This window comes from Allobosea minatitlanensis, from assembly GCF_964020775.1.
On record NZ_OZ224509.1, the window covers coordinates 3,520,569 to 3,547,058 of the forward strand.

Consider the following 26,490-nt stretch of genomic DNA (forward strand, 5'->3'; position numbering starts at 1 on the left):
AGCGGCCGGCGCCGGAGTCGGCTGTCCCCTCAGCGTGAGCCGCCCATGGCCGATGCCGCCTCCCATGCCAGCTATCTGCCGCCGATCCTGACCTTCTGCGCCGGCGCCGTGATCGCGGTGCCGCTGTTCCGCAAGCTCGGGCAATCGGCGGTGCTGGGCTATCTGGCGGCGGGCGTGCTCATCGGCCCCTCCGTGCTCAGCGTGATCAAGGACCCGGGCGCCATCCGGGGCACGGCGGAGATCGGCGTCGTGCTGCTGCTCTTCCTGGTCGGGCTCGAACTGCAGCCGGCGCGCCTCTATTCGATGCGGCGCGACATTCTCGGCCTCGGGCTGGCCCAGATGGGGCTGAGCGCCGCCGGCATCGGCTTCGCCGGCTGGTATTTCGGCCTTTCGGGCGGGGGCGCTGTGGCGGTCGGCGTGGCGCTCGCGCTGTCGGCGACCTCGATCGCCCTGCAACTGCTCGAGGAGCGCGGCGACGGCAACGAGACCTATGGCCGGCGCACCTTCTCGATCCTGCTGTTCCAGGACATCGCGATCGCGCCGGTGCTGGCGCTGCTGCCGCTGCTGGCGGCGACCGGCGCCGAATCCGGCAGCCCGATGCGGGCGCTGGGCAGCCTCGGCATCGCGATCGCGGCCCTGGTCGCGATCGTCTTCGCCGGGCGCTACCTGCTCAACCCGATCTTCCGCATCCTCGCCAATAGCGGCGCCAAGGAGGTGATGACCGCCGCCGCCCTGCTGATCGTGCTGGGCGCGGCGCTGCTGATGGAACATGTCGGTCTCTCCATGGCGATGGGCGCCTTCCTGGCCGGGGTGATGCTGGCCGATTCGCATTTCCGCCATGAGCTCGAGGCCGATATCGAGCCGTTCCGCGGCGTGCTGCTGGGCCTGTTCTTCATGGCGGTCGGCATGTCGCTCGACCTCAAGCTCGTCGCCGAGAACGCGCTGCTGCTCGCCGTCGCCGCGCCGCTATTGGTGCTGTTCAAGATCGCCGTCGTCGCCTCGATCCTGCGCGTGTCGTGCTCGACCACGCTGGAGGCGCTGCGCGCCGGCGCCCTGCTCTCGCCGGCCGGCGAATTCGCCTTCGTGCTGCTGCCGCTGGGCCTCGCCAACGGCCTTCTCGCCCCGCGCCAGGCGGCGATCGTCACGGCACTGGCGGCGATCAGCATGCTGCTCGGCCCGGTCGTGGCGAAGCTGCTCGACAGCGCCCTGCTCGCGCGCATCGGCGCGCAGACGATGGACGAGGATTTCGACGGCATCGACGACAGCCAGGTGATGGTGATCGGCTTCGGCCGCTTCGGCCAGGTGGTGACGCAGGCGCTGCTGCTGCAGCACGTCAACATCACCGTGATCGATTCCGACGTGGAGCAGATCCGGGCCGCGGCGCGCTTCGGCTTCAAGGTCTATTACGGCGACGGCACCCGCCTCGACGTGCTGCGCGCCGCCGGCGCCGGCAAGGCCCGCATCATCTGCATCTGCGTCGACAATAAGGACGCCGCGCTGCGCACCCTCGAAATGGTGAAGGCGGAATTCCCGAATGTGCGCGTGCATGCGCGAGCCTTCGACCGCATCCACGCCATCGAGCTGATGAAGGCGAATGTCGACTACCAGATGCGCGAGACCTTCGAATCGGCCCTCGATTTCGGCCGGGTCACGCTGGAGGCGGTCGGGCTGACCCGCGACGAGGCCGACCTCGTCATCGACCATGTCCGCGACCGCGACGCGCAGCGCATGGAGATCCAGTTCCACGAGGGGCTCGCGGCGGCGCTCAACCAGGTTCCGCGCGTGATGCCCGAACCCCTCGTCACGCCGAAGGGCAAGCCCAAGGCGCTCACCGACGAGACCCGGGAGGTGATCGAGGACGGCGGCGCGCAGATCTTGGTCGGCGGCGTGGGCGAGCCGGAACGATGACCCGGATTCCGAGCGGCCCGCCGCGGGCCGTCTTCGTCGACGGCTCGCTGATGCGCCACGTCGCGGTGATGACGGCGACCGGCTCTGTCGGCCTGATGGCGGTCTTCGTCGTCGACCTGCTCTCGCTGCTCTACGTCTCCTGGCTCGGGCGGCCGGAGGCGACGGCGGGCGTCGGCTACGCCACCATCGTGCTTTATCTGATGGTCTCGGTGAATGTCGGGCTGATGATCGCGGTCGCGGCCCTGACCTCGCGCAGCATCGGCGCCGGCGACAGGGAGGGCGCGCGGCGCATCGCCGCCTCGACGCTGGTCCTGATGGCGCTGGCCGCGCTCGCGCTGTCGCTCGTCGTCCTGCCGCTGCTGCCCTGGCTGCTGCGCGCGATCGGGGCGCGCGAGCAGTCCTATGCGGTCGCGCTCTCCTTCCTGCATATCGCGCTGCCCTCCAACGTCCTGATGGCGGTCGGCATGGGCTTCTCGGCCGTTCTGCGCGCCATCGGCGACGCGCGCCGGGCGATGCTGGTGACGCTGTTCGGCGGCCTCGCCACCGCCGGGCTCGATCCGCTGCTGATCTTCGGCTTCGGCCTCGGACCCGACGGCGCGGCGATCGCCACGGTGCTGGCGCGGGTCGTCATCGTCGCGACCGGCTTCCATGCGGCCGTCATCCGCCACAACATGGTCGCCCGCCCGCGCTGGCGCCGGGTGAGGCAGGACAGCGCCCGGACCTTCGCGATCGCGGGGCCGGCGATCCTGACCAATCTTTCCAACCCGATCGCCAACGCCGTCTTCGCCGGCGTCGTCGCCCGCTTCGGCGACGCGGCGGTGGCGGCGCTCGCCATCATGGACCGGCTGGTGCCGGTCGCCTTCGGCGCCGTCTTCGCCCTCTCGGGCGCGGTCGGCCCGATCCTCGGGCAGAACTGGGGCGCGGGGCGCTTCGACCGGATGCGGCGGGGGCTGACCAATTCGGCGATCTTCGCGACCGGCTGCGTCCTCGTCGCCTGGCTTGTGCTGCTGTCGCTGCGCGGCGTGATCGTCGCGGTGTTCCAGGCGCAGGGGCTGACGGCGGAGCTGGTCGACTTCTTCTGCCTGATCGCCGGGCCAATGTGGCTCTTCGTCGGCATGCTCTTCGTCGCCAACGCCGCCTTCAACAATCTCGGCATGCCGTTCCTGTCGACGCTGTTCAGTTGGGGCCGGGCGACGCTCGGCACCATGCCCTTCGCCTTTGCCGGCGCGCAGATGGCCGGGCCGAAGGGCGCGCTCGCCGGCTCGGCGCTGGGCGCGGTCGCCTTCGGCGTGCTGGCGCTGGCCTTCGCCTATCGCGGCATCGCCCGGCTGGAGCGCGAGGCCCTGCAACGACGGGGCGGTCTCGATTTGCCAGACAAGGACACCCTGCTATCGTCGGCCGAGGCGCGGAGCTGAAGCCGGCCTGGAGGCGTCGACGATGAATCTGTTCGAGATCATGCAATCGGCCCAGAACGGCCAGGCGATGCAGAACATGGCCCGGCAATACGGCTTGAGCCTGCAGCAGACGCAGGCCGCGCTCGACGCCCTGCTGCCGGCCTTCTCCATGGGGCTCCAGCGCCAGACGCAGAACCCCTACGCCTTCGGCTCGCTCGCCCAGATGATGACCGCCTCGCCCTATGCGCGCTTCTTCGAGGCCGGCGGCGGCATTCCGCCGGATGCGCAGGCGGCCGGCAACGACGTGCTCGGCCAGCTCTTCGGCTCGCGCGAGGTCAGCCAGGCCATCGCGGCGCAGGCGGCGGCGACCAGCGGCGTCAGCCAGGCCATCCTCAAGCAGATGCTGCCGGTGATCGCCTCGATCCTGATGGGCGGCCTGTTCAAATCGGCCAGCGGCGGCGGGCTCGGCGGCATTCTCGGTCAGTTCGCCGAGATGATGCGCGGCCAGATGCCGGGCGCCCAGCCGGCGCCGCAGGCTCAGCCGCAGCCGCAAATGCCCGACAACCCGATGGAGGCAATCCTGCGCGGCATGTTCGGGCAGGGCGCGGCCCCGGGCCAGCCGCAGCCGCAGTCGCAGGGCAATGCCGGCGGCCCCGCCGCCGACCCGTTCGGCGGCATGCTGGGGCAGATTTTGGGCGGCATGTTCGGCGGCGCGGCGGCCGGCGGGGCCGCGCCCGAGGCGCAGCCGCGCAGCGCTCCGCAGCAGCGTCGCGCGCCGGAGCCCGCGCCGGACGAGCCGCCGCCCTCCTCCGCCGGCGGTCCGGGCTCCATCGGCCTCGATGCCCTGAACCAGATGTTCGAGCACGGCCGCCAGATCCAGGACGACCACCAGAACGCGCTGAAATCGATCCTCGACGCCATGCTCGGCGGGGGCCAGCGGCGCTAGAACGCGCCGGTTCTACCCGGAAACATGCCGGATCGAGCCCGGAATGACGGCGTCGTTCGCTGAAAACCCGGAGGCTTCGCCGGCTCAGCCCTGCCGCCGCCGCGACCAGCCCTGATCCGCCCGCGCCATCGCCGCGGCCATGGCGTGCAGTTCCGCGGCGTCGTCGCGGGTGCGGAAGCTGGCGACGAGCTCGTTGAGACGCTGGATCTGGCCGGCGAGCGCGGTCGCCGAGGCGGCGCTCTGCTCGGCGAGCGCCGCGTTCTGCTGGGTCATCTCGTCCATATGGGCGACGGCCTGGCTCATCTCGTCGATGCCGTTCGACTGCTCGGCCGCGGCGGAAGAGATGTCCGAGACGGTCGCGGAGACCTTCTGCGAGGCCTCGACGATCCGCTCCAGGGCGGACCCCGCCGAGCGCACGAGGCCGACGCCCTGGGCGACCTCGGCCCCGGATTCGGTGATGAGCGCCGTGATGCTCTTGGCCGCCTCGCCCGAGCGCTGGGCGAGGGTGCGCACTTCGGAAGCGACCACCGCGAAGCCGCGGCCGGCATCGCCCGCCCGCGCCGCCTCGACCGCGGCGTTGAGGGCGAGCAGATTGGTCTGGAAGGCGATCTCATCGATGACGGTGGTGATGTCCGAGATCTTGCGCGAGGCCGCCTCGATCCGCGCCATGGCGTCGACCGCGTCATGGACGATCGCCCCGCCCTTGCGCGCGACCTCCATCGCCTCGTCGGCGAGCGCGACCGCCTGCTGGGAGGCCTGGGCCGAAGCCTTGACGGAAGCCGCGAGCTGCTCGGTGGTGGCGGCGGTCTCCTCCAGCGATGAGGCCTGCTCCTCGGTGCGCCTGGAGAGGTCGTCGGCGCCGGTGTTGATCTCCCGGGCGGCGTTGGCGACATCGCCGGAGGTCGCCTGGATGGTGCGGATCGTCTCCGAGAGATGCGCGACCGCCAGGTTGAAATCGTCGCGCAGCTTCTCGTATTCGGCGGCGAGCTCCGCCTCGATGCGGCAGGTCAGGTCGCCCTGCGAGAGCCGGTCGAGCCCTTCGCCGAGCGCCGCCATCACCTTGAGCTGCTCGGCGGCGAGCGCCTCCTGCTCGCGGGCGCGGGCGATCCGCTCCTGCTCGGCGAGGCGGCGCTGCGCCTCGGTCGCCTCGCGGCCCTCGGCCGTCTCGGCCTCGAGGCGGCGGACGGCGAGGCCGTTCTCCTTGAACACCTGCACCGCGCGCGCCATGGCGCCGATCTCGTCGCGGCGGCCCTGGCCGTCGACCTCGACCGCGTAGTCGCCGGCCGCAAGGTCGTCCATGCGCGCCTTGAGCGTGTCGAGCGGCCGGGTGATCGAGCGCCGCGCCAGGAGCATCGCCCCGGCCAGGCCGAGCAGCACACCGGCGACGGAGAGGACCAGCAGGATCAGGTCGAGCCGCTTGGCCTCGGCGTCGAGGGCGAGGCCGTCGGCCTGCGTCTGGCTCTTGATCGCGCCGTTGAGCCTGACCGCATCGGCGATGATCGCGGCGAAGGCGCGATCGAGCTCCGACATCACCGACAGGGCCGGCAGGTCCTCGTCGCGCGAGGCCTGGCCGAGAACGTCGTCGATCTTCGGCTTCAGCCCGGCGATCGCGCGCGAGAGGGCGTCGAATTCGGCATGGCGCTCGGGGAAGCTGATCTTCGCGTCGACGAGCTGCTGGAGCGCGAGCTCGTAGCCCTTGCGGGCATCCTCGATGCTCGTCGCGTTCTGCTTCATGTATTCGGGATAGGCGATCGCCTTGTAAAGGTCGCGCAGGACGTAGCTCGTCGCCAGCGTCGACTGCGCGGAATCCAGGATCGCCGTGGAGCGCTGGTCGATCAGCTCCGCATAGCTCTTCTGGATGCGGGCGTTCTCACGCCCGGCATAGAGCGCGGTGCCGATGCTGATCAGCCCGATCGCCACCAGCGGAAGCGCGATCTTGGTGCGGATCCTCAGATCCGCGAGGCGCAGAGAGAACGTCATGCCCGTGCCACCTGTCCGGCGGCCGGCGGGCCGCTCCCGCGGACACATTTCAGCCAAAACGATAAAAATGCGTTAGGCGCGCGCCCGGAATGCGCCACACGCGCATTCCGGCGGGCTGCGGGCATAAAAAAGGGCGGAAGCACGAAGCTTCCGCCCGCAGGGACGCAGCGCCAAGGGGTCAGGCGCAGCGTGCAACCCTGAAATCGGCGTCCTTCGCCAGCACCGGCCCGGACCCGGCCGGCGGAGCGGCGACATGGCGCGAGGCGTGCTCGCGCCGCGCCCGGGCGATGTCGGCGCTGGCGCGCGAGCGCGAGGCCAGCACCGCGGAAGGGTCCCGCAGCCAGGACGTCGCCAGCGCTCCGGCAACGTCCGAGCGCACCAGGCCGATATCCTTGAGGCCGCGCTCGTCGAGCTCGGCGAGACGCATCACCTCGCGGCGATGGATCAGGGCTCGCAGAAGGACGACGGGCATCCGGACTCCGGCGGCGGCGAGACGCAGGACGCCGGCCGGAACGGACGACAGCGACTTCGCGGCAATGGTCATGATCAGCATGACGGCCTCCCAACGGAATGCGAGATGGATCGGCGCCCTCCCTCGGCCCGGACGCACCCACTGGCCGAAATCCCGGAGAACGATTGGACAGTATCGGCAGGCTGGTCATCAGCCAAACGAATGCTTATGATGTTTGACAACACGGATATTGATGATCGCTCGCCGGAGATCGCCATGGCCCATGTGCTCGACGCCGACCAGCTCAAGACCTTCGTCGCCATCGCCGATACCGGCTCCTTCACCCGGGCCGCCGAGATCGTGTTCAAGACGCAATCGGCCGTCTCGATGCAGATGAAGCGGCTCGAGGAACGCATCGGGCGCCCGCTCTTCGGGCGCGACGGCCGCCACGCCAAGCTGACCGAGGACGGCGAGCGGCTGCTCGACTACGCCCGCCGGATCGTCCGTCTCAATCTCGAATGCGTCGCGACCTTCACCGATGCCGATCTGAAGGGGCGCATCCGGCTCGGCGTGCCCGACGACTACGCCGACCGCTACCTGCCGGAAATCCTCGCCCGCTTCGCGCGCTCGAACCCGCGCGCCGAGGTCACGGTGGTCTGCGAGCCGACGCCGATGCTGGCCGAGCGGATCGCCACCGGCGACATCGACCTCGCCATCATCACCCATGTCGAGAACCGCGGCCAGGGCGAGATCATCCGCATCGAGCCGCTGCTCTGGGTCACCTCGGCGCGCCACACCGTGCATGAGGAGGACCCGCTGCCGCTGGCGCTGGGGCGGCCGACCTGCAACTGGCGCCAGGCCGCCGTCGACGCGCTGGAGGCCAAGAGCCGCCGCTTCCGCGTGCTTTATGCGAGCTGGAACTCGACCGCGGTCGGCGCGGCTGTGGTGGCGGGGCTCGCGGTCTCGGTGCTGCCCGAGAGCGCGGTCAGGCCCGGAATGCGGATCCTCGGGCCGTCGGAGGGCTTCGCGACGCTGCCCTCCTGCAAGATCGGCCTGCTGCGCACGCGCTTCGACCCCTCCGTGCTCTCCAATGCGCTGGCCGAGCACATCATCCAGAGCCTCGACAATCTGGCGAGCTTCAAGACGGCAGCGGAGTAGCGGCGCTCAGAGCGCCAGGAAGGCGTTCTGCACCATCTCGAAGAAGCCGCGGACGGATTCGCCGGTCTGCATCGCCCCCGCGATGATGGCGAGGGAGACCAGCACGCCGACGAGCCCGTACTCGATGGCTGTCGTGCCGCGCTCATCGCGGCGGAACACGACAGAACTGGCGCGGATCCGATCCATGCCGCTAGGTTAGGCGCGAGCTGCGGCCAAATCGTTAATCCGACCGCTGCAATCCGGCGCTTCGCGCGTTTTTCCGCCGCGAGCGCGGCCTACAGCGCCAGCTCGGTCAGGACCGGCTCGACCTTGCCCGCCCATTCGCCGCGATACCGCGCCTCAAGGCGCTGTGCGAGCGTCTCGCCGCGCGCCAGGATCGCCTGCAAGGGAGCGAGATGGATGCTCTCGTCGCGGCCGGAAGCGTCGCGGCGCGCCCGGCGGGCGAGGCCGGCGCGCGACAGCTCGAGCACGTCGGCCGCGACCTCGCCGAGCCTGCGCCCGGCGACGACGGCGTCGAGGCCCAGCCTGGGCGCGGCGTCGCGCAGGCCCTGGCGGTCCTCCGCGCTCCAGCCCTTGACCAGATCCCAGGCGGCGTCGAGCGCGCCGCGATCATAGAGCAGCCCGACCCAGAAGGCGGGCAGCGCCGTCAGCATGTCGGCCGGGCCGGCATCGGCGCCGCGCATTTCGAGGAAGCGCTTCAGCCGGACCTCGGGGAACAAGGTGGAGAGGTGGTTCGCCCAGTCCGACATGGTGGCGCATTCGCCGGGAAGCTGCTGCAGCCGGCCCGCCAGCAGGTCGCGGAAGGAGGCGCCGGCGACGTCGTGATAGATCTCGCCGCGCTTGACGAAATACATCGGCACGTCGAGCGCCCAGTCGACATAGGCCTCGTAGGACATGCCCTCGTCGAAGGCGAAGGCGAGCATGCCGGAACGGTCGTTGTCGGTGTGGCGCCAGATCTCCGAGCGCAGCGACTGGAAGCCGTTCAGCCTGCGCTCCAGGAAGGGCGAGGAGGCGAAGAGCGCCGTCGCCAGCGGCTGCAGCGCCAGCGAGACGCGCAGCTTGCGCACCATGTCGGCCTCGCTGGCGAAGTCGAGATTGACCTGCACCGTGCAGGTCCGGAACATCATGTCGAGCCCCATCGTGCCGACCTTCGGCATGTAGTTCGCCATGATCCTGTAGCGGCCCTTGGGCATCACCGGCGTCTGCGCCCGCGTCCAGAGCGGAGAGGCGCCCAGCGCCGCGAAGCCGATGCCGTGCGGCTCCGCCACCGCCTTGACGTCGGCCAGATGGGCGGCGAGCTCGGCCTGCGTCTGATGGATGTCCTCCAGCGGCGCGCCCGACAGCTCGAACTGGCCGCCGGGCTCCAGCGAGATCGCCCCGCCGCCGTCCGGGCCGGCGAGGCCGATGATCCGGCCGTCATCGACGATCGGCTCCCAGCCGAGCCGCCGCTGCATGCCTTCGAGCAGGGCGCGGATGCCGCCGGCGCCGTCGCGACCCTCATAGGGCACCGGAGCGAGATCCTGGCGGTAGAACGGGAACTTCTCGTGCTCGGTGCCGATGCGGAAGCGCGCTTCCGGTTTCTCGCCCTCGGCGATCCAGGAAATCAGCTCCTCCTTGGAGCCGATCGGGGTCGTGTCGGTCACATCGCGAGCCATGGGCGCTCCGGCAGAACAGGCGACAGGGCCAAAGCTCCCGGCAGCCGGCTGGCCGCGGGTTCAAGGCGTGGGGCAGACAGACATAGGCGAGAGCCCGACGCGCGACAACGACCTGGCGCCGCCATTCTCGAAAAGCCGGCAAGCGCTGGCGGCAGGGCCGGAAGGCAGGCGCTCAGCGGCTCGCCCAGTCGCCCAGCGCCGCCTGCACCACGGCCAGCGCCGCGACCGCCGCCGTATCGGCGCGCAGGATGCGCGGGCCGAGCGAGATCGCCAGCGTGTTGGGGCGCGCCCCGATCAGCCGCCGCTCGCCCGCGTCGAAGCCGCCCTCCGGGCCGATCAGCACCGCGAGCGGCGCCGGCGCGCGCGACCGCAGCGCCGCGAGGGGGCTGTCCCGCTCCGCCCCCTCGTCGCAGAAGACCAGGAGGCGGTCGGGATCGAGCGCCGCCAGCGCCGCCGCGAGCGGCCTCTCCGCCGCGATCTCCGGCAAGGCGAGGATGCCGCATTGCTCGGCCGCCTCGATCGCATTGGCCCGCATCCGCTCGCCGTTGAGCCTGGCCACCTGCGTCCGGCGGGTGATGACCGGCTGGAGGAGGCCGGCGCCCATCTCGACCGCCTTCTGCACCATGTAGTCGAGCCGGGCATGCTTCAGCGGCGCGAAGAGATAGTGCAGATCGGCGGCCGGCGGCTGCGCCTTCACCTGCCTCTCCAAGGACAGCCGCGCCTGCTTGCGGCCCTCGGGGGCAACGCGCGCCAGCCATTCGCCGTCGCGCCCGTTGAAGACGAGGATCGCATCGCCCGTCCGCAGACGCAGCACGTTGAGGAGATAATTGGCCTGGTCGCGCTCCAGCGGCAGCTCCGCGCCGGCCGCGAAAGCCGCGTCGAGATGCAGGCGATGGCGGGCGAAATCGGGAATGGACATCGGCTCGGCCGCTCCTCCGGCAACGAATCTCTCGAAAGCGGCGCAAAAACCGCCACAATCCTGGCCTAACGGCTTTCGCTTCCTCCACGATGGCAGACGCAGTTGCAAGAGCCGCTCGCGAGTCGCTTGCAAGAGTCGTTGGCGTCAACGACGCCTGCTGTTAAGGAGATGTTCAGGGATCGGCCCGGGCGGCCGGGAAGCGGAGAAGGGACATCATGCGGCTCAGGATGGCATCGGGATTGGCAGCGACGCTCAGCCTCGCCCTGGCTTCGCTCTTGATCGCCTCCCCGGCCAGCGCGCAGGTCTCGGGCTGCGAACCGCTCCAGAAGCTGCTGCAGGCGCGGCAGGCGCTGGTGGGCAAGATCACCGCCGCCCAGAAGGCCAAGCGCAAGATGACCCCGCAGGAAGCCTGCAGCACCTTCGGCACGCTGGTGAAGAACGGCAACGAGACCGTGAAGTTCGCCACCGCCAATCAGGACTGGTGCCAGATCCCGGGCTCGTTCATCGACGGCCTCAAGGCCGATAACCAGAAGGTCGCGACCTTCCGCGGCCAGGCCTGCAACGCCGTCAAGCAGCAGGCCGCGATGCAGCGCCGCGCGCAGCAGCAGGCGCAGAGCGCCAACCCGTTCGGCGGCGCCGATTCGATCACCAGCGGCGCCGGAGGCGGGCTGAAGGTCCCCCGCGGCGCCCTCTAGGCCGGAGTCGCGCCGGCCATGCCCGACCCCGTCCATGCCGGCCCTGTTCCGGGGCGCGACGTTCCCCTCCCCGACGCGCTGAAGGACCACTGGGTCGACACCCGCGCGCCGCGGGCGAGCCGCCCCTTCCTGAAGCTCGCACGGATCGAGCGCCCGATCGGCTGGTGGCTCATCCTCCTGCCCTGCTGGTGGGGGGCCGGGCTCGCCGCGATCGCCGCCGGCCGGCCCTATCCCGATCCATGGCATTGCCTGCTGTTCCTGTTCGGCGCCATCCTGATGCGCGGAGCGGGCTGCACCTTCAACGACATCATCGACCGCAAGCTCGACGCCGAGGTGGCGCGCACGCGCGGCCGGCCGCTGCCCTCGGGGCAGGTCAGCGTCACCGCGGCGCTGCTCTTCATGATCGCGCAGGCGCTGCTCGCCCTGCCGATCCTGCTGCAGTTCAACCGCTTCACCGTCGTGCTGGGGCTCGCCTCGCTGGTGATCGTGGCGATCTATCCGTTCATGAAGCGCATCACCAACCTGCCGCAATTCGTGCTGGGGCTCGCCTTCTCCTGGGGCGCGCTGCTCGGCTGGAGCGCCGTGTTCGGCCGGCTCGATGCGCCAGCCTATCTCGCCTATGCCGCCGCCATCGCCTGGACCGTCGGCTACGACACCATCTACGCGATGCAGGATATCGAGGACGACGCCATCGTCGGGATCAAGTCGAGCGCGCGCTATTTCGGCGAGCATACGCGCGAGGCGGTGGGGCTGTGCTTCGCCCTGACGGCCCTGCTCAGCGGGACGGCGATCTGGCTGGTCGGCGGCGGCGCCTTCGCCTGGCTCGGCTTCGCCGCCTTCGCCGCCCATCTCGCCTGGCAGGTCAGCCGGATCGAGGGGGCGGGCGCGGCGCTGGCGCTCAGGCTGTTCCGCTCCAACCAGTATGCCGGGCTGCTGCTCGCCGCCGGCTTCGCGCTCGACGCCGTCGCCCGGAACCTGCTCGCCTAATCGGCCTGCCGCTCGGGCGCGGCGACGAGCGGCAGTTCGGCCAGCCGGCCGGGCTTGCGGCGCGTCAGGAAGCGCGGGCGGCGCCCGTTGAGGAAGGCGTGGCGGCGGCGGATCCGCACCGGGCCGAGCGCGACGCGGCCGATCTGCGGAAACGGCGCCGTGACCTTGCCGTCGACCGATTCGAGCAGGAGCGGCAGGCCGCTCCGGCGGCCGCAATCGCGCCAGAGCGCGACCGCATCCTCCTGATCGACCCCGGCGACGACGATCGAGCGGCCGTCGCCCGCGGTCAAGGCGAGCTCGAAACGTTCGTCGTCCCCGGCCGGATTCGCCAGCCGCAGCGCGACGCCGCTCCAGCCGGCCGCGCCGCGCAGGATGCGCACGGAGCCGACGCGCTCGATGCCAGGCGCCGAGGCGCGGCACGGCATCGGGTTGCGGGAAACGATCGCGGTGGAAGTCGGTCCACCGGAGAGGTACGGCGCAAAGCCGCCCTCTCCGGCAGCCGGCGTGACGCTGGCCATCGGTAATAACGCCTCTCTAGATCCCTGCCGCAGCGGAGCCCTCTGTCGATGCCGGGGCTCTCGTGCTTGCCCTGCGAGGATGTGTCCCAGGCGTGTCCGAGCGCTTAATGGGTTGGGTTAAAGGAGCGTGTTTTGCGGTCGATCGCCCCCGAAAACGCCGCTTTCCGGCGTGATGCTTGACGAAATCTTTCGATCCGCCGGCGCATTTTCGGCTTGAAACCGCGGCATTCGCGGTCGATAGGGAAGCCATGAGCGCATCCACGCTACCCCTCGCCGCCGACCTGCTGAAGGCGGCGGGCGAGAGCTGTCTCGAAGCCGGAGCCATCGCCCTCGACCTGTTCCGCCCGGGAGAGAAGACCGCCGCGCGGACCTGGTCCAAGAGCGGCGGCTCGCCGGTGACGGAAGCCGATATCGGCGTCGACACCTTCCTGCGCATACGCCTCTCGGAGCTGCTTCCCGAGGCCGCCTGGCTGTCCGAGGAAACCGTCGACGACGCGCAGCGCCTGTCCCGCCGCTTCGTCTGGGTGGTCGACCCGATCGACGGCACGCGCGCCTATATCGGCGGCTCGCCGGACTGGGCGGTCTGCGTGGCGCTGCTCGACGAGGGCGCGCCGGTCCTCGGCATCGTCCACGCCCCCGCCTGCGCCGCGACCTATACCGCCGTCATCGGCGGCGGCGCGCGGCGCAACGGCGAGACCATCCGCAGCTCGGCGCTCGGGAAGCTCGCCGGCGCCCGGATCGCCGGGCCGAAGCCGATGCTCGACGCGCTGGCGCGGGTGCAGCCCTTCGAGCCCGTCGGCAGGATCCCGTCGCTGGCCCTGCGGCTGACGCGCATCGCCGACGGCACCATCGACGCCGGGCTGATCTCGCCCGACGCGCGCGACTGGGACCTCGCCGCCGCCGATCTCGTGCTGCGCGAGGCCGGCGGACGCCTGAGCGGCGGCGACGGCACGCCCGTCGCCTACAACCGGCCGGCGCCGGTGCACGGCATGCTGGTGGCGAGCGCCGGCGCCCTCGCGGCGCCCCTGCTCGACGCCCTGGCGCAACTGCACCCCCAGGCGCAGCCGGGCTGAATTTTTCAACGCGGAGAGCCGCTCCCGCTCGCGCCCGCGCGCGGGATGGCTTATGGGGGCGCGGGGCTATCCTGCTGGAGAGAACGATGAGCGCGGAACCGAACCAGAAGCAGCTTCTTCACCTCGTCTTCGGCGGCGAACTCGACTCGCTCGACGGCATCACCTTCAGGGACCTGTCGAAGCTCGATATCGTCGGCATCTTCCCGAACTACGCCAGCGCCCATATGGCCTGGAAGGCCAAGGCCCAGCAGACGGTCGACCAGGCCCAGACGCGCTATTTCATCGTCCATCTCCACCGCCTGCTCGACCCCGAGGCGGCATAGCGCCGAACCGGGGAGCCGGAGCCGCCTGTCGGAGCCATCCGAGGCGACGACAATGGGACAGATCGCCGTCACCGCGCCCGGCAAGCGCGCGACGGCCCAAGGCCTGAACCGAGACCGCAAGCAAGATCAGAGGCAAATGGGTTTCTCGATCCTCAAGACCCGCATGGCACAGGAAACGCTCGGCCGGCTGCTGGCCGGCTATCTGCGCCTGGTGCGGCGGACGAACCGGATCGTGTTCGAGCCCGCCGACATCTACGACCAGGTCAGGCCGGAGCTGCCGCTCATCTATGCGATGTGGCACGGCCAGCACATCATGATCCCCTTCGCGCGGCCGGACTGGATGCCGGCCGCCTCGCTGGTCTCCCGCCATGGCGACGGCGGCTTCAACGCCATCGCCCTGCGCGAGCTTGGCATCGGCGCGATCCGCGGCTCGGGCGCGCTCGGCCGGAAGATCCGCGAGAAGGGCGGCGCCGCCGCCTTCCTCGCCATGGTGAAGCGGCTCGCCGCCGGCGAGTCGATGGTGCTGACCGCCGATATCCCGAAGCAGGCCCGCATCGCCGGGCCGGGCATCGTCTCGCTGGCGCGCGCCTCCGGCCGGCCGATCCGCGCCGTCGCGGTGGTGACGAGCCGGCGCATCGACTTCAACAGTTGGGACCGCGCCTCGATCGGCCTGCCTTTCGGGCGCTGCGCCATCGTGGTGGGCGAGCCGATCACGGTCGCGCGCGATGCCGACCCGCAGACGCAGGAAGCGGCGCGCCTCGCCGTCCAGGCCAGCCTCGACGCCGTCCATGCCCGCGCCTACGAGCTCGTCGGCAGCCGCGACCCCGGCGCCGGGCTGCGCGAGCTGCAAGCCGCCCGGCAGCCGGCCGGGACGCCGGCATGAGCGGCAAGGGCGCCCTGATCCGCGGCTACCGGCTGGCGACCGCCCTGCTCGAACCCGTCGCCGCCGGGCTGCTGCAGTGGCGCCGCCGCCGCGGCAAGGAGGACCCGGACAGGCTGGCCGAGCGGCGGGGCTTCGCCAGCGTCAGGCGGCCGAACCGCCCGCTCATCTGGCTGCACGGCGCCAGCGTCGGCGAGACGGTGACCCTGCTGCCGCTGATCGCCAGGCTGCAGAAGCGCGGGCTGGCCGTGCTGGTGACGTCCGGCACCGTGACCTCGGCGCGGCTGCTCGCGGCGCGGCTGCCGGCCGGCGCCATCCACCAGTATCTCCCGCTCGACGTGCCGCGCTACATGCGCCGCTTCCTCGCGCACTGGCAGCCCGAGCTCTGCCTGATCTGCGAATCCGAGATCTGGCCGAACCTGCTGATCGAGGCGCAGCGCCGCAACGTGCCGGTGGTGATGGTCAACGGCCGGATGTCGGAGCGCTCCTTCGCGCGCTGGTACAAGCGGCCCCAGGCCGCGCGCTTCCTGCTTTCCTGCTTCGAGGCCTGCCTCGCCCAGTCGCAGGCCGATGCCGAGCGGCTGGCGCAGCTCGGCGCGCCGCGCGTCAGCGTCGCGGGCAACCTCAAATTCGACGTGCCCGCCCCGCCGGCCGACGCCGACACCCTCGCCATCCTCGACGGCATGACCACCGGGCGCCCGGTCTGGATCGCCGCCAGCACCCATCCGGGCGAGGACGAGCTCGTGCTCTCCGCCCATCTGGCGCTGAAGCCCTATCTGCCGAAGCTGCTCACCATCGTCGCCCCCCGCCATCCGCAGCGCGGCCCCGAGATCGAGGCGCTGGCGCAGGCCAACGACGTCGCGGCGGCACGCCGGGCCAATGGCGAGAATCCCGAGCGCGACGTCGAGTTCTACGTCGCCGATACGCTGAACGAGCTCGGCCTGCTCTACCGGCTGTCGCAGGTCGCCTTCCTCGGCGGCTCGCTGGTCGAGGGCATCGGCGGGCATAACCCGATCGAGCCGGCCAAGCTCGGCTGCGCGCTGCTGCACGGCCCCCATGTCCACAACAACGCCGAGATCTTCGCCGCCTTCGACCGCGACGGCGGCTCGCGCGCGGTCGCCGACGCGCAGGCGCTGGCCGGCGCGGTGCATCGCTGGCTGAGCGACCCGGCCAGCGCCCGGCAGGCGGCGCGCGCGGCCGGACACACCGCGACCGAGCTCGGCGGCGCGATCAACCGCACCCTGCATGCGATCGAGCCCCTGCTGATGCGCGTCGCGCTGGGCCAGCGCGAGAGCGCCTCTTAATGCTCAACGCCCCGCGCTTCTGGTGGCGCGACCGGCCGGGACTGCTCGCCCGGCTCCTCTCCCCGCTCGGATGGGTCTACGGCGCCATCACGCTCGGACGCATGCGCAGGCCCGGCACGGATGCCGGCGTGCCGGTGATCTGCGTCGGCAATTTCATCGCGGGCGGGGCCGGCAAGACGCCGACCGCCATCACGCTCGCCGGGCTGCTGAAAGCGCGCGGCGAGATGCCCTTCGTGCTGATGCGCGGCTATGGCGGCCGCCTGCCCGGCCCGGTCGAGGTCGATCCGGCACGGCATAATCCTGCCGATGTCGGCGACGAGGCGATGCTGATGGCGCGCCACACCCGCACCATCGTCTCCCGCGACCGCATTGCCGGCGCGACGTTGGCCCGCGCCAATGGCGCGAGCGTCATCGTGATGGATGACGGCTTGCAGAACCCGGCATTGGAAAAGCGGTTGCGGCTCGCCGTCGTCGACGGCGCGAGCGGCACCGGCAACGGCCTCTGCCTGCCGGCGGGGCCCTTGCGGGCGCCACTGGCGGGGCAGCTCGGACGAACCGACGCGGTCATCGTGATCGGGGCGGGCGCAGCGGGGGAACGCGTCGCGGAAGCGGCCCGGAGGCAGGGCAAAGCGGTGCTGGCCGGCCGGCTGGAGCCCGAGGCACGGGCCGCCGACGCGCTGCGCGGGCAGAAGATCGTGGCGCTGTCCGGCATCGGCCGGCCGGAGAAGTTCCGGGCGACGCTGGAAGCGCTCGGCGCGAATGTGGCCAGCGAGCGCGCCTTTGGCGACCACTATGCCTATACGGCGGCGGATGTGGCCGGCATCATCGCGGAAGCCCGCTCGGGCAATCTGCTCGTCGCCACGACCGAAAAGGACATGACCAAGCTCGCTTCGCTCTGGCCGGAAACCGAGCGGCAGCGGCTCGTCGTGGTGCCGGTCAGGCTGGTCTTCGACGATCCGAAGCGGATCGAGACGCTGCTGGAAGGGGCTTCAGGCGCGGCCGGCGCGCCGCAGCCTTAGCAGGGCGGCTTCCGGCGAGGCATAGGCCTCCTGCCACTCGACCGACCAATAGCGCAGATCGTCGAGACGGATCGGCGCCCCGGTGACGGCGCAGCGCACGAAGCCGCCGGGCTTGATCACGCGGAACTCGCCATGGCCGTAATCGACGACCGCCTCGGGAGCGGGGCTGGGAAGACGCTCGCTGATATTCATCGAAACCGCATTAAATCATTGAACGCGAAACGGAAAGCCGGGATACTCGCCGGTCTGAGATAATCTTCAGGTTGGGAATGTCCAGTATCGGGCGCCTGTCGGCGTACGTGTTGAGTCTCGCGCTGCTCTGGGCGTCGGCCGCGCTGGCCGGCGGGTATGAGCGCGTCTCCATTCCCATGGATGGCGGCCATCTCGACGGCGTCTTCTTCCGGCCGCCGGGGACGGGGCCGTTTCCGGCCGTCGTCGCCCTGCATGGTTGCGGCGGTCTGTGGCGCGAGCAAGGCAAGCTTTCGCTACGCCATGCCGACTGGGGCGAGCGGCTCGCCGCCGCAGGCTTCGCGGTGCTGATGCCCGACAGCTACGGCTCGCGCGGGCTCGGCTCGCAATGCGGCGTGAAGGATCTGACGGTGCGGGCCGGGCGCGAGCGCGTCGCGGACGCCGCCGCCGCCCGGATCTGGCTGCAGCAGCGCGACGACATCCGGGGGGGCCGCATCGCCCTGCTCGGCTGGGCCGGCGGCGGCTCGAGCGTGCTCACCGCCATCCGCAAGGATCGCCGCCCGGCCGATGGCCGGCCCGACTTCACGCGCGCCGTCACCTTCTATCCGAGCTGCCGGGCCCAGTCGGAATCGCCGAGCTTCGCCGCACGAGTGCCGCTGCTGATCCTGATGGGCGAAGCCGACGACTGGACCCCCGCCGGCCCGTGTAGCTACCTCGCCAAGGCGGCGCAGGGGCGCGGCGAAAAGGTCGAATTCGTGCTCTATCCCGGGGCGGTCCACGATTTCGACCATCCCAGGCTGGAGGTGAAGGAGCGCGAGAACATCGCCTATTCCGCCAGCGGCACCGGCAAGGTCACGGTCGGCACCAACCCGGCGGCGCGGGAGGACGCGCTGAAGCGCGTCGACGCCTTCCTGAAGGCGCCTTGATTTTCTCCTGTCCGGTCTCCGAGATCCTGAGGAGCCATTCCGACGGGGATCGCGTCCCGCAGGACGAGGGCCCGATGATTGCCGGCAACCGCCTAGATCATCGCGCGTCCTTTCGGACGCGGTAACGATGATCTATCCCATTGCTGGCGCATCGGATTTTTCCGAAAAGTGGATTCCACTTTTCGGTCCGATGCTCTAGAACAAATCGCCCTGGGCCGACTTCGGCAACTCCCTGCGAGCCGGGCGAGGCTGCGGCTTCGAGGGGGTTCCTCCCGCTCCGCGGACCACCGCCTCGAAGCGCCCGTCGCCAACCTGCACCGTCAGGGCCTGCCCGGCTTGCGCCTGCGCGACGCTGCGGATGAGCGCGCCGCCCTCGTCGCGGATCAGCGCATAGCCGCGCGCCAGCACGGCCTCGGGACCGAGCGAGCGGATCAGAGCCCAGAGCGAGTCGAGGCGGTCGCGGCGCCGGTGCAGCCCCTGCCCGAAGGCGCGCAGGGCGCGGTCGGCGAGCAGCCCCCCCGCTCGCGGCGCTGGATCAGGCTCTGGCCGAAGGCGTTGCCGGCCCGCAGCTCCAGCGTCGCCAGCCGGTCGCGGGCATGGGCGATGCGGGTGCGCTCGCTCGCGATCGCATTGCCGCGCGCCGCCGCCAGCACGCGGGCGAAGCCGTCGAGCTGGGCGCGCAGCCGGGCGAGCGCGATGCGGGGCGAGCGGGCCTCCAGGCGCCGGGCGAGGCCCTGCAGCGCCTGCTCGTGGGCGCGCGCGTTGCGGGCCAGCGCCGGGGCGAGCCGCGTCGAGGCGAGGTCGAGCCGCTGGCGCGGCCCGGAGAGCACCGCCTCCGGCCCGGGCAGAGCGCGGGCCAGCGCGCGCAGGTCGCTGCGGCGACGGTCCGAGAGGCGGCGCATGGCGCCGTCGTGGCGACGGGCGAGATCGGCGACGAAGCCCATCAGCTCGGCCCGCACCGGCACGACTTTTTCGGCCGCGCCCGTCGGCGTCGGCGCCCGCAGATCGGCGGCGAAATCGATCAGCGTCGTATCGGTCTCGTGGCCGACGGCCGAGACCAGCGGAATCCCGGAGGCCGCGGCGGCGCGCACGACGATCTCCTCGTTGAAGCTCATCAGGTCTTCCAGCGAGCCGCCGCCGCGCGCGACGATGATGACGTCCGGCCGCGGGATGCGCCCGGCTTGCGCCAGAGCATTGAAGCCGGCGATGGCGTTGGCGACCTCCGCCGCGCTGGTCTCGCCCTGCACGCGCACCGGCCAGACCAGGACATGGCGGGGAAAGCGGTCCTCCAGCCGGTGCAGGATGTCGCGGATGACCGCGCCGGTCGGCGAGGTGACAACGCCGATCACCCGCGGCAGATAGGGGATGGGCCGCTTGCGCTCCTCGGCGAAGAGCCCTTCCGCGGCGAGCTTCCGGCGGCGCTCCTCGAGCAGCGCCATCAGCGCGCCGATGCCGGCCGGCTCCAGCGAATCGATGACGATCTGGTAGCTCGACTTGCCGGCGAAGGTGGTGATCTTGCCGGTGGCGATGACCTCCAGCCCTTCCTGCGGCCGCGTCTTCAGCCGGCCGAAGACGCCCTTCCAGATCACCGCGTCGATCTTGGCGTTGGTGTCCTTCAGCGAAAAATAGACATGGCCCGAGGCGACCGGGCCGCGATAGCCGGAAATCTCGCCGCGCACGCGCACGAAGCCGAAGGCGTCCTCGATGGTGCGCTTCAGCGCGCCGGAGAGATCCGAGACGCTCCATTCCGGCGCATTGCCGGCCGGCAGGGTCGATTCGCTGTTCATGGCCGGACCATAGCGGGACCGCGCTGCCGGAAGAAGCGTTGCCGCCGGGGCGCCGGGCCGCTATTTCGCCGGTGACGGAGCAGAGAGGATGCCATGAAGATTCTTCTGATCGGTTCGGGCGGCCGCGAACATGCGCTCGCCTGGGCGATATCGGCCTCCTCGCTCTGCGAGAAGCTCTTCATCGCCCCCGGCAACCCCGGCACGGCGCAATGCGGCGAGAACGTCGCGGTCGACATCTCCGACCATGCCGCCGTCGTCGCCTTCTGCCGGCTCCAGGGGATCGGCCTCGTCGTGGTCGGCCCGGAGGGACCGCTGGTCGCCGGCATCGCCGACGATCTGCGGGAGGCCGGCATCAAGGTCTTCGGGCCCTCGAAGGCCGCCGCCCAGCTCGAAGGCTCGAAAGGCTTCACCAAGGAGCTCTGCGCCCAGTTCGCCATCCCGACCGCCGCCTTCGGCCGTTTCACCAGTGCCGACACCGCCAAGGCCTATGCCGCAAGGCAGGGCGCGCCGATCGTGGTCAAGGCCGACGGGCTCGCCGCCGGCAAGGGCGTGGTGATGGCCGAGACGCTCGACCAGGCCAACGCGGCGATCGACATGATGTTCGCGGGCGGGCTCGGCAGCGCCGGGGCCGAGGTGGTGATCGAGGAATGGATGATCGGCGAGGAGGCGAGCTTCTTCGCGCTCTGCGACGGCGCCCATGCGCTGGCGCTCGCCTCGGCGCAGGACCACAAGCGCGTCGGCGACGGCGACACCGGCCCCAATACCGGCGGCATGGGCGCCTATTCGCCCGCCCCGGTGATGACGCCCGCCATGGAAGGGCGCGTCATGAACGAGATCATCAGGCCGACGCTCGCCGGCATGGCCAGGCGCGGCATGCCGTTCCAGGGCGTGCTCTTCGCCGGGCTGATGATCACGGCCGAGGGGCCGAAGCTGATCGAGTACAATGTCCGCTTCGGCGACCCCGAATGCGAGGTGCTGATGCCGCGGCTGCAGAGCGACATCGTGCCGGCGCTGCTCGCCGCCTGCGACGGCGTGCTCGGCGCCGTCGACCTGCGCTGGAAGGACGAGACGGCGCTGACCGTGGTGCTCGCGGCCAGGGGCTATCCCAACCAGCCGGAGACCGGCAGCGTCATCCGCGGCATCGAGAAGGCGGAAGCGCTCGACGACGTGCTTGTCTTCCATGCCGGCACCAAGCTCAAGGACGGCGATCTCGTCGCCAGCGGCGGGCGCGTGCTCAACATCGTCGGCCTGGGCAAGAGCGCGAGCGAGGCGCAGGCGAAAGCCTATCAGGGCGTCGATCTGATCGACTGGCCCGAAGGCTTCTGCCGCCGCGACATCGGCTGGCAGGCGGTGAAGCGCGAGCAAGGCTGACAGCCCGCCCATGCCGGGGTTATGCTCCCGGCATGAGCAACATCGACAGCCTGTTTCCCGGCTTCAAGGCCCATTGGATCGACGGTCCGGTCGGCAAGATCTTCGCCCGCGTCGGCGGCGAAGGCCCCCCGCTCGTGCTGATCCACGGCTTTCCGCAGACCCATGCCGAATGGCACCGGATCGCGCCCGAGCTGGCCGGGAGCCACACTGTCGTCTGCCCGGATCTGCGCGGCTATGGCTGGTCGGCGGCGCCGCATGGCGACGGCGGAACGGCGACCTATACGAAGCGCGGCATGGGCGAGGACATCGTCGCCCTGATGCAGGCGCTCGGCCATCTCCGCTTCGGGGTGATCGGCCACGACCGCGGCGCGCGGGTGGCTTATCGGCTGGCGCTCGACCATCCCGGCCGGGTCGAGCGGCTCGCCCTGCTCGACATCATCCCGACCGTCTCGATGTGGGACGGCATGAATGCGTCCCGCGCGATGCAGGTCTATCACTGGACCTTCCTCGCCCAGCCCGAGCCGACCCCGGAAAACCTGCTCAAGGCCGACCCCGTCGGCTGGCTCGACCACACCATCGCGAGCTGGAGCCGGGCCAAGAAGCTCGACCTGTTCGATCCGCTGGCGCTGCGCTCCTATGCCAACTCGTTCAGCGACCCTTCCCGCATCCATGCGGCCTGCGAGGACTACCGGGCCGGCGCCACCACCGATGTCGCGCAGGACAAGGCCGATCTCGCCGCCGGCAAGCGCATCCTCTGCCCGACCCTGATCCTGTGGGGCGAGGCCGGCATTCCGGCCAAGGGCGCGAGCCCCCTCGAAATCTGGCGCGAGAGCTTTGCGCCGCAGGCGCAGGGGCAGGCGATCGAGAGCGGCCATTTCCTGCCGGAGGAGAACCCGCAGGCGACGCTCGCCGCGCTGAAGCCCTTCCTGGCGCAGCCGCTTGCCTGAGAAGGCGGCAAGGCCCAGATTCGGCTGATGTCACCGCGCCGTCCAATCGCGTCCCGATCCGCGCCCAAAACGTTCACGGGCGAGGTCGCGCTGGTGCTCGGCGCCGGCGGGGCGCGGGGCCTGAGCCAGATTCCCGTTCTCGAAGCGCTCGACGAGCTCGGCCTCAAGCCCGCGGCGATTTCAGGCTGCTCGATCGGCGCGATCATCGGCGCCGCCTATGCCGCCGGGCTTTCGGGCGCCGAACTGCGCGAGCACGTCCTCGCCAGCTTCCGGGATCGGCCGCGGGTCGTGGCGAGGTTGCTCGATGCCCGCATCGGCAAGATCGCCGATCTCGTGCGCGGCCTCGGCAACCCGGCCTTGATCGATGGCGAGCGCCTGCTCGACCTGTTCTGGCCGGAGGCGGTGCCCGACCGTTTCGAGGAGCTCGCCATTCCCTTCAGCGCCACGGCGGCCGACTACCACCGCCATGTCGAGGTCACGCTGTCGCAAGGGCCTTTGACCCCGGCGGTCGCCGCCTCGCTCGCGATTCCGGGACTGGTGCGGCCGGTCGCGCTCGGCGGCCATGTGCTGATCGACGGCGGGGCGATCAACCCCCTGCCCTATGAGCGATTGATGGCGCCCGGCCGGATCGTGCTGGCGGTCGATGTCAGCGCGGCGCCCGTCGCCGCGAGCGACGGCCGCGTGCCGGGCGCGATGGAGGCGATCGTCGGCGCCTCGCAGATCCTGACGCGCACGCTGGTGCAGCGCATGGTCGAGCGGCAGCCGCCCGACATCCTGATCCGCAGCGGGCTCGACGGCGTCGGCGGGCTCGACTTCTTCAAGGCGAAAGCGATCCTCGCCGCAGCCGAGCCGGTCAAGGACGAGGTCAAGCGGGCGCTGGAGCGGGCTCTCGCCGCGACGGGGTGACGGCCGGTTCCGGCGCATCGCAGCGGAAGCCGGGCAAGGCCGCTTCCAGCACCGAGCGCCCCTCCCCGGTCAGCGTCACGGCGCGGCTGTCCTTGCGGCGGCGCGTCCAGCCCATCTCGAAGCAGCGGCAGGCGAGCGCGGCGGCGAGATGGCCGGCGAGATGCGGCCGGCGCTCGCTCCAGTCGAGACAGGGGCGCAGGGCCGCGCGGCGGCTCCTGCCGCTCTGGTCGGGATCGACACCCAGCGCGACGAAGATCGCCTTGCCGGAGGCGGTCAGGGCATAGCCGCCCTCGCTGACGGCGAGGTGGCCGCCCGCCATCAGCGCGTCATGGATGGCGATGCCGAGCTTGCCGGCGAAATGGTCGTAGCAGGTGCGGGCGAAGCTCAGTTCCGCCCCGACTCGGGACGGCAGGCGGCGCCCGCTGCCCTCCCTGTTCGCCAGCACCATCAGCCCTTCGAGGGCCTGCGCAACCTCCGGCCCGGCGAGGCGGTAATAGCGATGGCGGCCCTGCGCCGCGACCGCGAGCAGCCCGCCCTGCATCAGCTTGGCGAGATGGCCGCTCGCCGTCTGCGGTGCGACGCCGGCGAGCCAGGCGAGCTCCTTCGCCGTCAGCGCGCGGCCGTCCATCAGCGCGTGCAGCATGTTGGCGCGGGCCGGATCGCCCATCAGATGGGCGATCTCCGCGAGATAGGGACCGGAATAGCTGTTCGGCGTGCTCATGGCTGCATGATGCGCCGCCGGTGCGCTATCGCAAGCGGGGACGCTACGGTGACGGCCGTAGCATCGACCGGCGACAGGCGGGCATGGCGATGCCAGAAGCGGGACATGGACAACACGGCTCTGCTTCTCTTCGTCACCGCGACCTTCGTGCTCGCCGGCTTCGTCAAGGGCGTCATCGGGCTCGGGCTGCCGACCATCGCGGTCGGCATCCTCGGCGTCGTCATGGCCCCGGCGCAGGCGGCGGCCCTGCTGGTCGTGCCCAACCTCGTCACCAATGGCTGGCAGATCGCGACGGGACCGAAGCTCGCCGCGACCTTGCGCCGGCTCTGGCCGATGCTGCTCGCCATCTGCCTCGGCACCTGGGCCGGCGCCGGGCTGCTCCAGCAGGAGAAGGACGGCACGGCGACGCTCTGGCTCGGCGCGGCGCTGATCCTCTACGCGGCCGTCGGCCTCAAGGCGGCGAAGCTGCGCGTGCCCGCCGGCTGGGAGGGCTGGCTCGGCCCGGCCGTCGGCTTCGCGACCGGCGTCGTCACCGCCGCGACCGGCGTCTTCGTGCTGCCGGCGGTGCCCTATCTGCAGGCGCTCGGCTTCGACAAGGAGGAGCTGGTGCAGGCGCTCGGCATCTCCTTCATCGTCTCGACGCTCGCCCTCTCCCTCGGGCTGATCGGGGCCGGCGCGCTCAACCTGACGGTCGCCTGGCAATCGGCCCTGGCGCTGGCCCCGGCCCTGCTCGGGATGGGCGCCGGGCAATTCGTCCGCAACCGCATCTCGCCCGCGGCCTTCAGGATCTGCTTCTTCACAGGATTGCTGGCGCTCGGCGCCTATCTCTGCTGGCGCAGCCTTGCCTGACGGCCCGTCTCTTGCTTGGCTGTCCGGGTCGCCTCGCCTGCCGTTAACCGCTCGCTAACCATACCGGCGCAGCCTCAACCCGAAGCGACAGGAGCATTCCGCATGGATGTCTTCACCATGGTCATCATGGCCTGCGTCTCGGGCGAGCCGCACTGCACCACATCGCGGATCAGCGAGATGGGCTTCACCACCGCGCAGGCCTGCGAGACGCGCATCGATGCCATCACCCACACCATGACCAAGGAATTCGCCAGGCGCCCGGAACTCAAGGGCCGGCAGGTGACCTACGACGTCTCCTGCATGGACCGGGCCCAGCTCGCGCAGAAATTCGGCATCACCTCGTCGGATACCTGACCCGAGCTGCGCGCAAACTCTCCGTCATTCAGCGCCGCTCGCGGAAGAAGTCCCGCAGCAGCGCCGCCGCCTCGCTCTCGCGCAGCCCGCCATAGACTTCCGGCACATGGTGGCAGGTCGGGCTGTCATAGAGCCTGACGCCGTTCTCGACCGCGCCGCCCTTCGGATCGCCCGCCCCGAAATAGAGCCGCCGGATGCGGGAAAACGAGATCGCCGCCGCGCACATCGGGCAGGGCTCGAGCGTGACGTAGAGGTCGCAGCCGATCAATCGCTCGCTGCCGATCGCCTCGCAGGCCAGCCGCAGCGCCAGCATCTCGGCATGGGCGGTCGGGTCCCTGAGCTCCAGCGTGCGGTTGCCGGCCCGGGCCAGCACCGCGCCCTCGCGCATCACGACCGCGCCGACCGGCACCTCGCCGCGCGCCGCCGCCGCCTTCGCCTCGTCGAAGGCCAGCGCCATGGCGTCGATGGCGGAGGATGGTTGCGGCTGCGGCATCGAGAACCCCTGCTTTGGTGCTCGCGGCGAGGAAAAGCCTCTGCTACAAGCGCCGGTTATAGCGAATAAGCGAGCCAGGCCTTTCCCGCAAAGCGGATGTGCTCGGCCGGCTCAGGAGCAGTCATGAAAGACGACGACAACAACAGAAGCCGCGGCCCGGGCAAGGGCGGCGGCGCCGGCAGCCGTGGCGGCGGCCGAGGCTTCGGCGGCAAGGGTCCCGGAAGCAAGGGTCCCGGAAGCAAGGGCGCCGGAAGCCGAGGGCCGGGAAGCAAGAGCCCGGGCGGGCGCAGCTTCGGCGGACGCGATGGTGAAGCCCGCGGCGAACGCAAGGGCTTTCGCGAAGCCGGCGAGCGCCGCTCCTTCCGCGGCCATTCCGAGGGCGAGGAGCGCCTTGTCCGCCGTTTCAGCAAGCCGACTGAGGGCAGCGCCCCGCGTCCGCGCCGGGCTGACGGCGAAAGGCCGGCACGATTCAAGCCCGAAGGCGAAGGCCGCCCCTTCCGCGAAAGGAGCGGCGAGGAGCGTCCCCGTCGCAGCGAGCGCGGCGGCGAGCGTGTCTTCCGTGAGCGTCCCGAGGGCGCTGAACGGGCGGAACGACCGGCAGGTGGCGGCTTTGGCCGGCCGCCCCGCCGTCACGAAGCCGGCGACGGCGAGAGGCGCTTCGCGCGTCCCCGGCCGCAGCGGGCCGAGCGCAGCGAGCGGCCACATCGTGCCCGCGAGGAAGCCCCCGCCGAGGGCAA

29 protein-coding genes are annotated in these 26,490 nt (G+C 71.0%); 17 read left to right on the plus strand and 12 right to left on the minus strand.

The window, feature by feature from the left end:
- Window positions 1-45: 45 nt before the first annotated feature.
- The 3 genes from ACWH43_RS17430 to ACWH43_RS17440 are packed head-to-tail and all read left to right on the plus strand — an operon-like array spanning window position 46 to window position 4,248.
- Window positions 46-1,908 (plus strand): monovalent cation:proton antiporter-2 (CPA2) family protein, encoded by a 1,863-nt coding sequence (locus ACWH43_RS17430; protein ID WP_158446226.1) that lies wholly within the window; start codon window positions 46-48, stop codon window positions 1,906-1,908.
- Window positions 1,905-3,323 carry an MATE family efflux transporter gene (locus ACWH43_RS17435; protein WP_448153559.1) on the plus strand — a complete coding sequence of 473 codons (1,419 nt, stop codon included), beginning with the start codon at window positions 1,905-1,907 and terminating at the stop codon, window positions 3,321-3,323. Before ACWH43_RS17430 ends, ACWH43_RS17435 begins: the two co-directional genes overlap by 4 nt.
- Before the next feature lie 22 nt (window positions 3,324-3,345).
- Entirely contained in the window at window positions 3,346-4,248 is a 903-nt protein-coding gene (locus tag ACWH43_RS17440; RefSeq protein WP_158448210.1) for a DUF937 domain-containing protein, read from the plus strand.
- A gap of 84 nt (window positions 4,249-4,332) precedes the next feature.
- On the opposite strand, the gene ACWH43_RS17445 is transcribed toward ACWH43_RS17440, so the two are convergent.
- Entirely contained in the window at window positions 4,333-6,228 is a 1,896-nt protein-coding gene (locus ACWH43_RS17445; RefSeq protein ID WP_260348119.1) for a methyl-accepting chemotaxis protein, read from the minus strand.
- 178 nt (window positions 6,229-6,406) lie between these two features.
- Window positions 6,407-6,781, minus strand: a complete 375-nt coding sequence (locus ACWH43_RS17450; RefSeq protein WP_158446936.1) for a DUF1127 domain-containing protein — start codon at window positions 6,779-6,781, stop codon at window positions 6,407-6,409.
- Between the two features lie 174 nt (window positions 6,782-6,955).
- Here ACWH43_RS17450 and ACWH43_RS17455 point away from each other — a divergent pair, with 174 nt between their 5' ends.
- On the plus strand, window positions 6,956-7,837 hold the full coding sequence (locus ACWH43_RS17455) for a LysR substrate-binding domain-containing protein (protein ID WP_158446938.1): 882 nt from the start codon (window positions 6,956-6,958) through the stop codon (window positions 7,835-7,837).
- 6 nt (window positions 7,838-7,843) lie between these two features.
- Here the strand turns inward: ACWH43_RS17455 and ACWH43_RS17460 are convergent, their stop codons facing one another.
- From ACWH43_RS17460 to ACWH43_RS17470, 3 genes are all read right to left on the minus strand, one after another.
- Window positions 7,844-7,996 carry a Flp family type IVb pilin gene (locus ACWH43_RS17460; RefSeq protein WP_260348118.1) on the minus strand — a complete coding sequence of 51 codons (153 nt, stop codon included), beginning with the start codon at window positions 7,994-7,996 and terminating at the stop codon, window positions 7,844-7,846.
- 116 nt (window positions 7,997-8,112) lie between these two features.
- Window positions 8,113-9,492: a glutamate--cysteine ligase gene (locus ACWH43_RS17465; protein ID WP_158446934.1), complete on the minus strand. Its 1,380-nt coding sequence runs from the start codon at window positions 9,490-9,492 to the stop codon at window positions 8,113-8,115.
- Window positions 9,493-9,664: 172 nt separating this feature from the next.
- A complete protein-coding gene (locus tag ACWH43_RS17470) occupies window positions 9,665-10,411 on the minus strand; it encodes a 16S rRNA (uracil(1498)-N(3))-methyltransferase (RefSeq protein WP_158448209.1) in 747 nt (248 codons plus the stop codon).
- A 239-nt stretch (window positions 10,412-10,650) separates the two neighbouring features.
- Here ACWH43_RS17470 and ACWH43_RS17475 point away from each other — a divergent pair, with 239 nt between their 5' ends.
- Together ACWH43_RS17475 and ubiA are read left to right on the plus strand one after the other, a co-directional pair.
- Entirely contained in the window at window positions 10,651-11,106 is a 456-nt protein-coding gene (locus tag ACWH43_RS17475) for a hypothetical protein (RefSeq protein WP_158446932.1), read from the plus strand.
- 18 nt (window positions 11,107-11,124) lie between these two features.
- On the plus strand, window positions 11,125-12,093 hold the full coding sequence (ubiA, locus tag ACWH43_RS17480) for a 4-hydroxybenzoate octaprenyltransferase (protein ID WP_158446931.1): 969 nt from the start codon (window positions 11,125-11,127) through the stop codon (window positions 12,091-12,093).
- Here ubiA and ACWH43_RS17485 read toward each other — a convergent pair.
- Window positions 12,090-12,611 carry a DUF6101 family protein gene (locus tag ACWH43_RS17485; protein WP_158446930.1) on the minus strand — a complete coding sequence of 174 codons (522 nt, stop codon included), beginning with the start codon at window positions 12,609-12,611 and terminating at the stop codon, window positions 12,090-12,092. The two genes, ubiA and ACWH43_RS17485, sit on opposite strands and share 4 nt — an antisense overlap.
- Window positions 12,612-12,859: 248 nt before the next feature.
- Between ACWH43_RS17485 and ACWH43_RS17490 the strand changes: the two genes are divergently transcribed.
- From ACWH43_RS17490 to lpxK, 5 genes are all read left to right on the plus strand, one after another.
- Window positions 12,860-13,684, plus strand: coding sequence for a 3'(2'),5'-bisphosphate nucleotidase CysQ (locus tag ACWH43_RS17490; RefSeq protein WP_158448208.1), 825 nt, complete (start codon window positions 12,860-12,862; stop codon window positions 13,682-13,684).
- A gap of 86 nt (window positions 13,685-13,770) precedes the next feature.
- Window positions 13,771-14,007, plus strand: a complete 237-nt coding sequence (locus tag ACWH43_RS17495; protein WP_158446928.1) for a DUF4170 domain-containing protein — start codon at window positions 13,771-13,773, stop codon at window positions 14,005-14,007.
- 136 nt (window positions 14,008-14,143) lie between these two features.
- Complete coding sequence (locus ACWH43_RS17500) at window positions 14,144-14,890, plus strand: lysophospholipid acyltransferase family protein (RefSeq protein WP_158448207.1); 747 nt, start codon at window positions 14,144-14,146, stop codon at window positions 14,888-14,890.
- Window positions 14,887-16,191 carry a 3-deoxy-D-manno-octulosonic acid transferase gene (locus tag ACWH43_RS17505; protein WP_158448206.1) on the plus strand — a complete coding sequence of 435 codons (1,305 nt, stop codon included), beginning with the start codon at window positions 14,887-14,889 and terminating at the stop codon, window positions 16,189-16,191. Before ACWH43_RS17500 ends, ACWH43_RS17505 begins: the two co-directional genes overlap by 4 nt.
- Complete coding sequence (gene lpxK / locus ACWH43_RS17510) at window positions 16,191-17,210, plus strand: tetraacyldisaccharide 4'-kinase (protein ID WP_158444114.1); 1,020 nt, start codon at window positions 16,191-16,193, stop codon at window positions 17,208-17,210. The genes ACWH43_RS17505 and lpxK overlap by 1 nt, the downstream gene beginning before the upstream one ends.
- Here lpxK and ACWH43_RS17515 read toward each other — a convergent pair.
- Window positions 17,181-17,402 carry a DUF2093 domain-containing protein gene (locus tag ACWH43_RS17515; protein ID WP_158444113.1) on the minus strand — a complete coding sequence of 74 codons (222 nt, stop codon included), beginning with the start codon at window positions 17,400-17,402 and terminating at the stop codon, window positions 17,181-17,183. The two genes, lpxK and ACWH43_RS17515, sit on opposite strands and share 30 nt — an antisense overlap.
- Window positions 17,403-17,509: 107 nt before the next feature.
- Between ACWH43_RS17515 and ACWH43_RS17520 the strand changes: the two genes are divergently transcribed.
- Window positions 17,510-18,325 carry a dienelactone hydrolase family protein gene (locus ACWH43_RS17520; RefSeq protein WP_260348114.1) on the plus strand — a complete coding sequence of 272 codons (816 nt, stop codon included), beginning with the start codon at window positions 17,510-17,512 and terminating at the stop codon, window positions 18,323-18,325.
- Window positions 18,326-18,520: 195 nt separating this feature from the next.
- Here ACWH43_RS17520 and ACWH43_RS17525 read toward each other — a convergent pair whose 3' ends face one another.
- The gene (locus ACWH43_RS17525; protein ID WP_448153560.1) at window positions 18,521-18,733 is read right to left on the minus strand and encodes a hypothetical protein; all 213 of its coding nucleotides are present in this window, start codon (window positions 18,731-18,733) and stop codon (window positions 18,521-18,523) included.
- Window positions 18,734-18,756: 23 nt separating this feature from the next.
- Window positions 18,757-20,112, minus strand: a complete 1,356-nt coding sequence (gene xseA, locus ACWH43_RS17530) for an exodeoxyribonuclease VII large subunit (RefSeq protein ID WP_448153561.1) — start codon at window positions 20,110-20,112, stop codon at window positions 18,757-18,759.
- A 93-nt stretch (window positions 20,113-20,205) separates the two neighbouring features.
- Here xseA and purD point away from each other — a divergent pair, with 93 nt between their 5' ends.
- From purD to ACWH43_RS17545, 3 genes are read left to right on the plus strand one after another with little or no spacing between them, the layout of a single operon-like run.
- Window positions 20,206-21,483: a phosphoribosylamine--glycine ligase gene (gene purD / locus ACWH43_RS17535; protein WP_158444110.1), complete on the plus strand. Its 1,278-nt coding sequence runs from the start codon at window positions 20,206-20,208 to the stop codon at window positions 21,481-21,483.
- 32 nt (window positions 21,484-21,515) lie between these two features.
- Window positions 21,516-22,430 (plus strand): alpha/beta fold hydrolase, encoded by a 915-nt coding sequence (locus tag ACWH43_RS17540; protein ID WP_448153562.1) that lies wholly within the window; start codon window positions 21,516-21,518, stop codon window positions 22,428-22,430.
- A gap of 27 nt (window positions 22,431-22,457) precedes the next feature.
- Window positions 22,458-23,336: a patatin-like phospholipase family protein gene (locus ACWH43_RS17545; RefSeq protein WP_158444108.1), complete on the plus strand. Its 879-nt coding sequence runs from the start codon at window positions 22,458-22,460 to the stop codon at window positions 23,334-23,336.
- Here ACWH43_RS17545 and ACWH43_RS17550 read toward each other — a convergent pair.
- Entirely contained in the window at window positions 23,296-24,057 is a 762-nt protein-coding gene (locus tag ACWH43_RS17550) for an ArsR/SmtB family transcription factor (protein WP_158444107.1), read from the minus strand. The two genes, ACWH43_RS17545 and ACWH43_RS17550, sit on opposite strands and share 41 nt — an antisense overlap.
- 105 nt (window positions 24,058-24,162) lie before the next feature.
- Here ACWH43_RS17550 and ACWH43_RS17555 point away from each other — a divergent pair, with 105 nt between their 5' ends.
- Window positions 24,163-24,906: a sulfite exporter TauE/SafE family protein gene (locus tag ACWH43_RS17555; RefSeq protein ID WP_158444106.1), complete on the plus strand. Its 744-nt coding sequence runs from the start codon at window positions 24,163-24,165 to the stop codon at window positions 24,904-24,906.
- 102 nt (window positions 24,907-25,008) lie between these two features.
- Window positions 25,009-25,260, plus strand: a complete 252-nt coding sequence (locus ACWH43_RS17560) for a hypothetical protein (RefSeq protein ID WP_158444105.1) — start codon at window positions 25,009-25,011, stop codon at window positions 25,258-25,260.
- A 28-nt stretch (window positions 25,261-25,288) separates the two neighbouring features.
- Here ACWH43_RS17560 and ACWH43_RS17565 read toward each other — a convergent pair whose 3' ends face one another.
- Window positions 25,289-25,753 carry a nucleoside deaminase gene (locus ACWH43_RS17565; RefSeq protein ID WP_158444104.1) on the minus strand — a complete coding sequence of 155 codons (465 nt, stop codon included), beginning with the start codon at window positions 25,751-25,753 and terminating at the stop codon, window positions 25,289-25,291.
- 111 nt (window positions 25,754-25,864) lie between these two features.
- Window positions 25,865-26,458 (minus strand): hypothetical protein, encoded by a 594-nt coding sequence (locus tag ACWH43_RS17570; RefSeq protein WP_158477017.1) that lies wholly within the window; start codon window positions 26,456-26,458, stop codon window positions 25,865-25,867.
- Window positions 26,459-26,490: the final 32 nt, after the last annotated feature.

Bases quoted from the DNA above. Each gene is read 5' to 3' on its own strand.
- ACWH43_RS17540 (WP_448153562.1), top strand. From the start codon at position 21,516: ATGAGCAACATCGACAGCCTGTTTCCCGGCTTCAAGGCCCATTGGATC.
- ACWH43_RS17485 (WP_158446930.1), bottom strand. From the start codon at position 12,611: ATGGCCAGCGTCACGCCGGCTGCCGGAGAGGGCGGCTTTGCGCCGTAC.
- ACWH43_RS17430 (WP_158446226.1), top strand. From the start codon at position 46: ATGGCCGATGCCGCCTCCCATGCCAGCTATCTGCCGCCGATCCTGACC.
- ubiA (WP_158446931.1), top strand. From the start codon at position 11,125: ATGCCCGACCCCGTCCATGCCGGCCCTGTTCCGGGGCGCGACGTTCCC.
- ACWH43_RS17470 (WP_158448209.1), bottom strand. From the start codon at position 10,411: ATGTCCATTCCCGATTTCGCCCGCCATCGCCTGCATCTCGACGCGGCT.
- xseA (WP_448153561.1), bottom strand. From the start codon at position 20,112: ATGAACAGCGAATCGACCCTGCCGGCCGGCAATGCGCCGGAATGGAGC.
- ACWH43_RS17515 (WP_158444113.1), bottom strand. From the start codon at position 17,402: ATGAATATCAGCGAGCGTCTTCCCAGCCCCGCTCCCGAGGCGGTCGTC.
- ACWH43_RS17565 (WP_158444104.1), bottom strand. From the start codon at position 25,753: ATGCCGCAGCCGCAACCATCCTCCGCCATCGACGCCATGGCGCTGGCC.
- lpxK (WP_158444114.1), top strand. From the start codon at position 16,191: ATGCTCAACGCCCCGCGCTTCTGGTGGCGCGACCGGCCGGGACTGCTC.
- ACWH43_RS17455 (WP_158446938.1), top strand. From the start codon at position 6,956: ATGGCCCATGTGCTCGACGCCGACCAGCTCAAGACCTTCGTCGCCATC.
- ACWH43_RS17440 (WP_158448210.1), top strand. From the start codon at position 3,346: ATGAATCTGTTCGAGATCATGCAATCGGCCCAGAACGGCCAGGCGATG.
- ACWH43_RS17490 (WP_158448208.1), top strand. From the start codon at position 12,860: ATGAGCGCATCCACGCTACCCCTCGCCGCCGACCTGCTGAAGGCGGCG.
- ACWH43_RS17495 (WP_158446928.1), top strand. From the start codon at position 13,771: ATGAGCGCGGAACCGAACCAGAAGCAGCTTCTTCACCTCGTCTTCGGC.
- ACWH43_RS17500 (WP_158448207.1), top strand. From the start codon at position 14,144: ATGGGTTTCTCGATCCTCAAGACCCGCATGGCACAGGAAACGCTCGGC.
- ACWH43_RS17560 (WP_158444105.1), top strand. From the start codon at position 25,009: ATGGATGTCTTCACCATGGTCATCATGGCCTGCGTCTCGGGCGAGCCG.
- ACWH43_RS17435 (WP_448153559.1), top strand. From the start codon at position 1,905: ATGACCCGGATTCCGAGCGGCCCGCCGCGGGCCGTCTTCGTCGACGGC.
- purD (WP_158444110.1), top strand. From the start codon at position 20,206: ATGAAGATTCTTCTGATCGGTTCGGGCGGCCGCGAACATGCGCTCGCC.
- ACWH43_RS17545 (WP_158444108.1), top strand. From the start codon at position 22,458: ATGTCACCGCGCCGTCCAATCGCGTCCCGATCCGCGCCCAAAACGTTC.
- ACWH43_RS17450 (WP_158446936.1), bottom strand. From the start codon at position 6,781: ATGCTGATCATGACCATTGCCGCGAAGTCGCTGTCGTCCGTTCCGGCC.
- ACWH43_RS17505 (WP_158448206.1), top strand. From the start codon at position 14,887: ATGAGCGGCAAGGGCGCCCTGATCCGCGGCTACCGGCTGGCGACCGCC.
- ACWH43_RS17550 (WP_158444107.1), bottom strand. From the start codon at position 24,057: ATGAGCACGCCGAACAGCTATTCCGGTCCCTATCTCGCGGAGATCGCC.
- ACWH43_RS17445 (WP_260348119.1), bottom strand. From the start codon at position 6,228: ATGACGTTCTCTCTGCGCCTCGCGGATCTGAGGATCCGCACCAAGATC.
- ACWH43_RS17555 (WP_158444106.1), top strand. From the start codon at position 24,163: ATGGACAACACGGCTCTGCTTCTCTTCGTCACCGCGACCTTCGTGCTC.
- ACWH43_RS17465 (WP_158446934.1), bottom strand. From the start codon at position 9,492: ATGGCTCGCGATGTGACCGACACGACCCCGATCGGCTCCAAGGAGGAG.
- ACWH43_RS17570 (WP_158477017.1), bottom strand. From the start codon at position 26,458: ATGTGGCCGCTCGCTGCGCTCGGCCCGCTGCGGCCGGGGACGCGCGAA.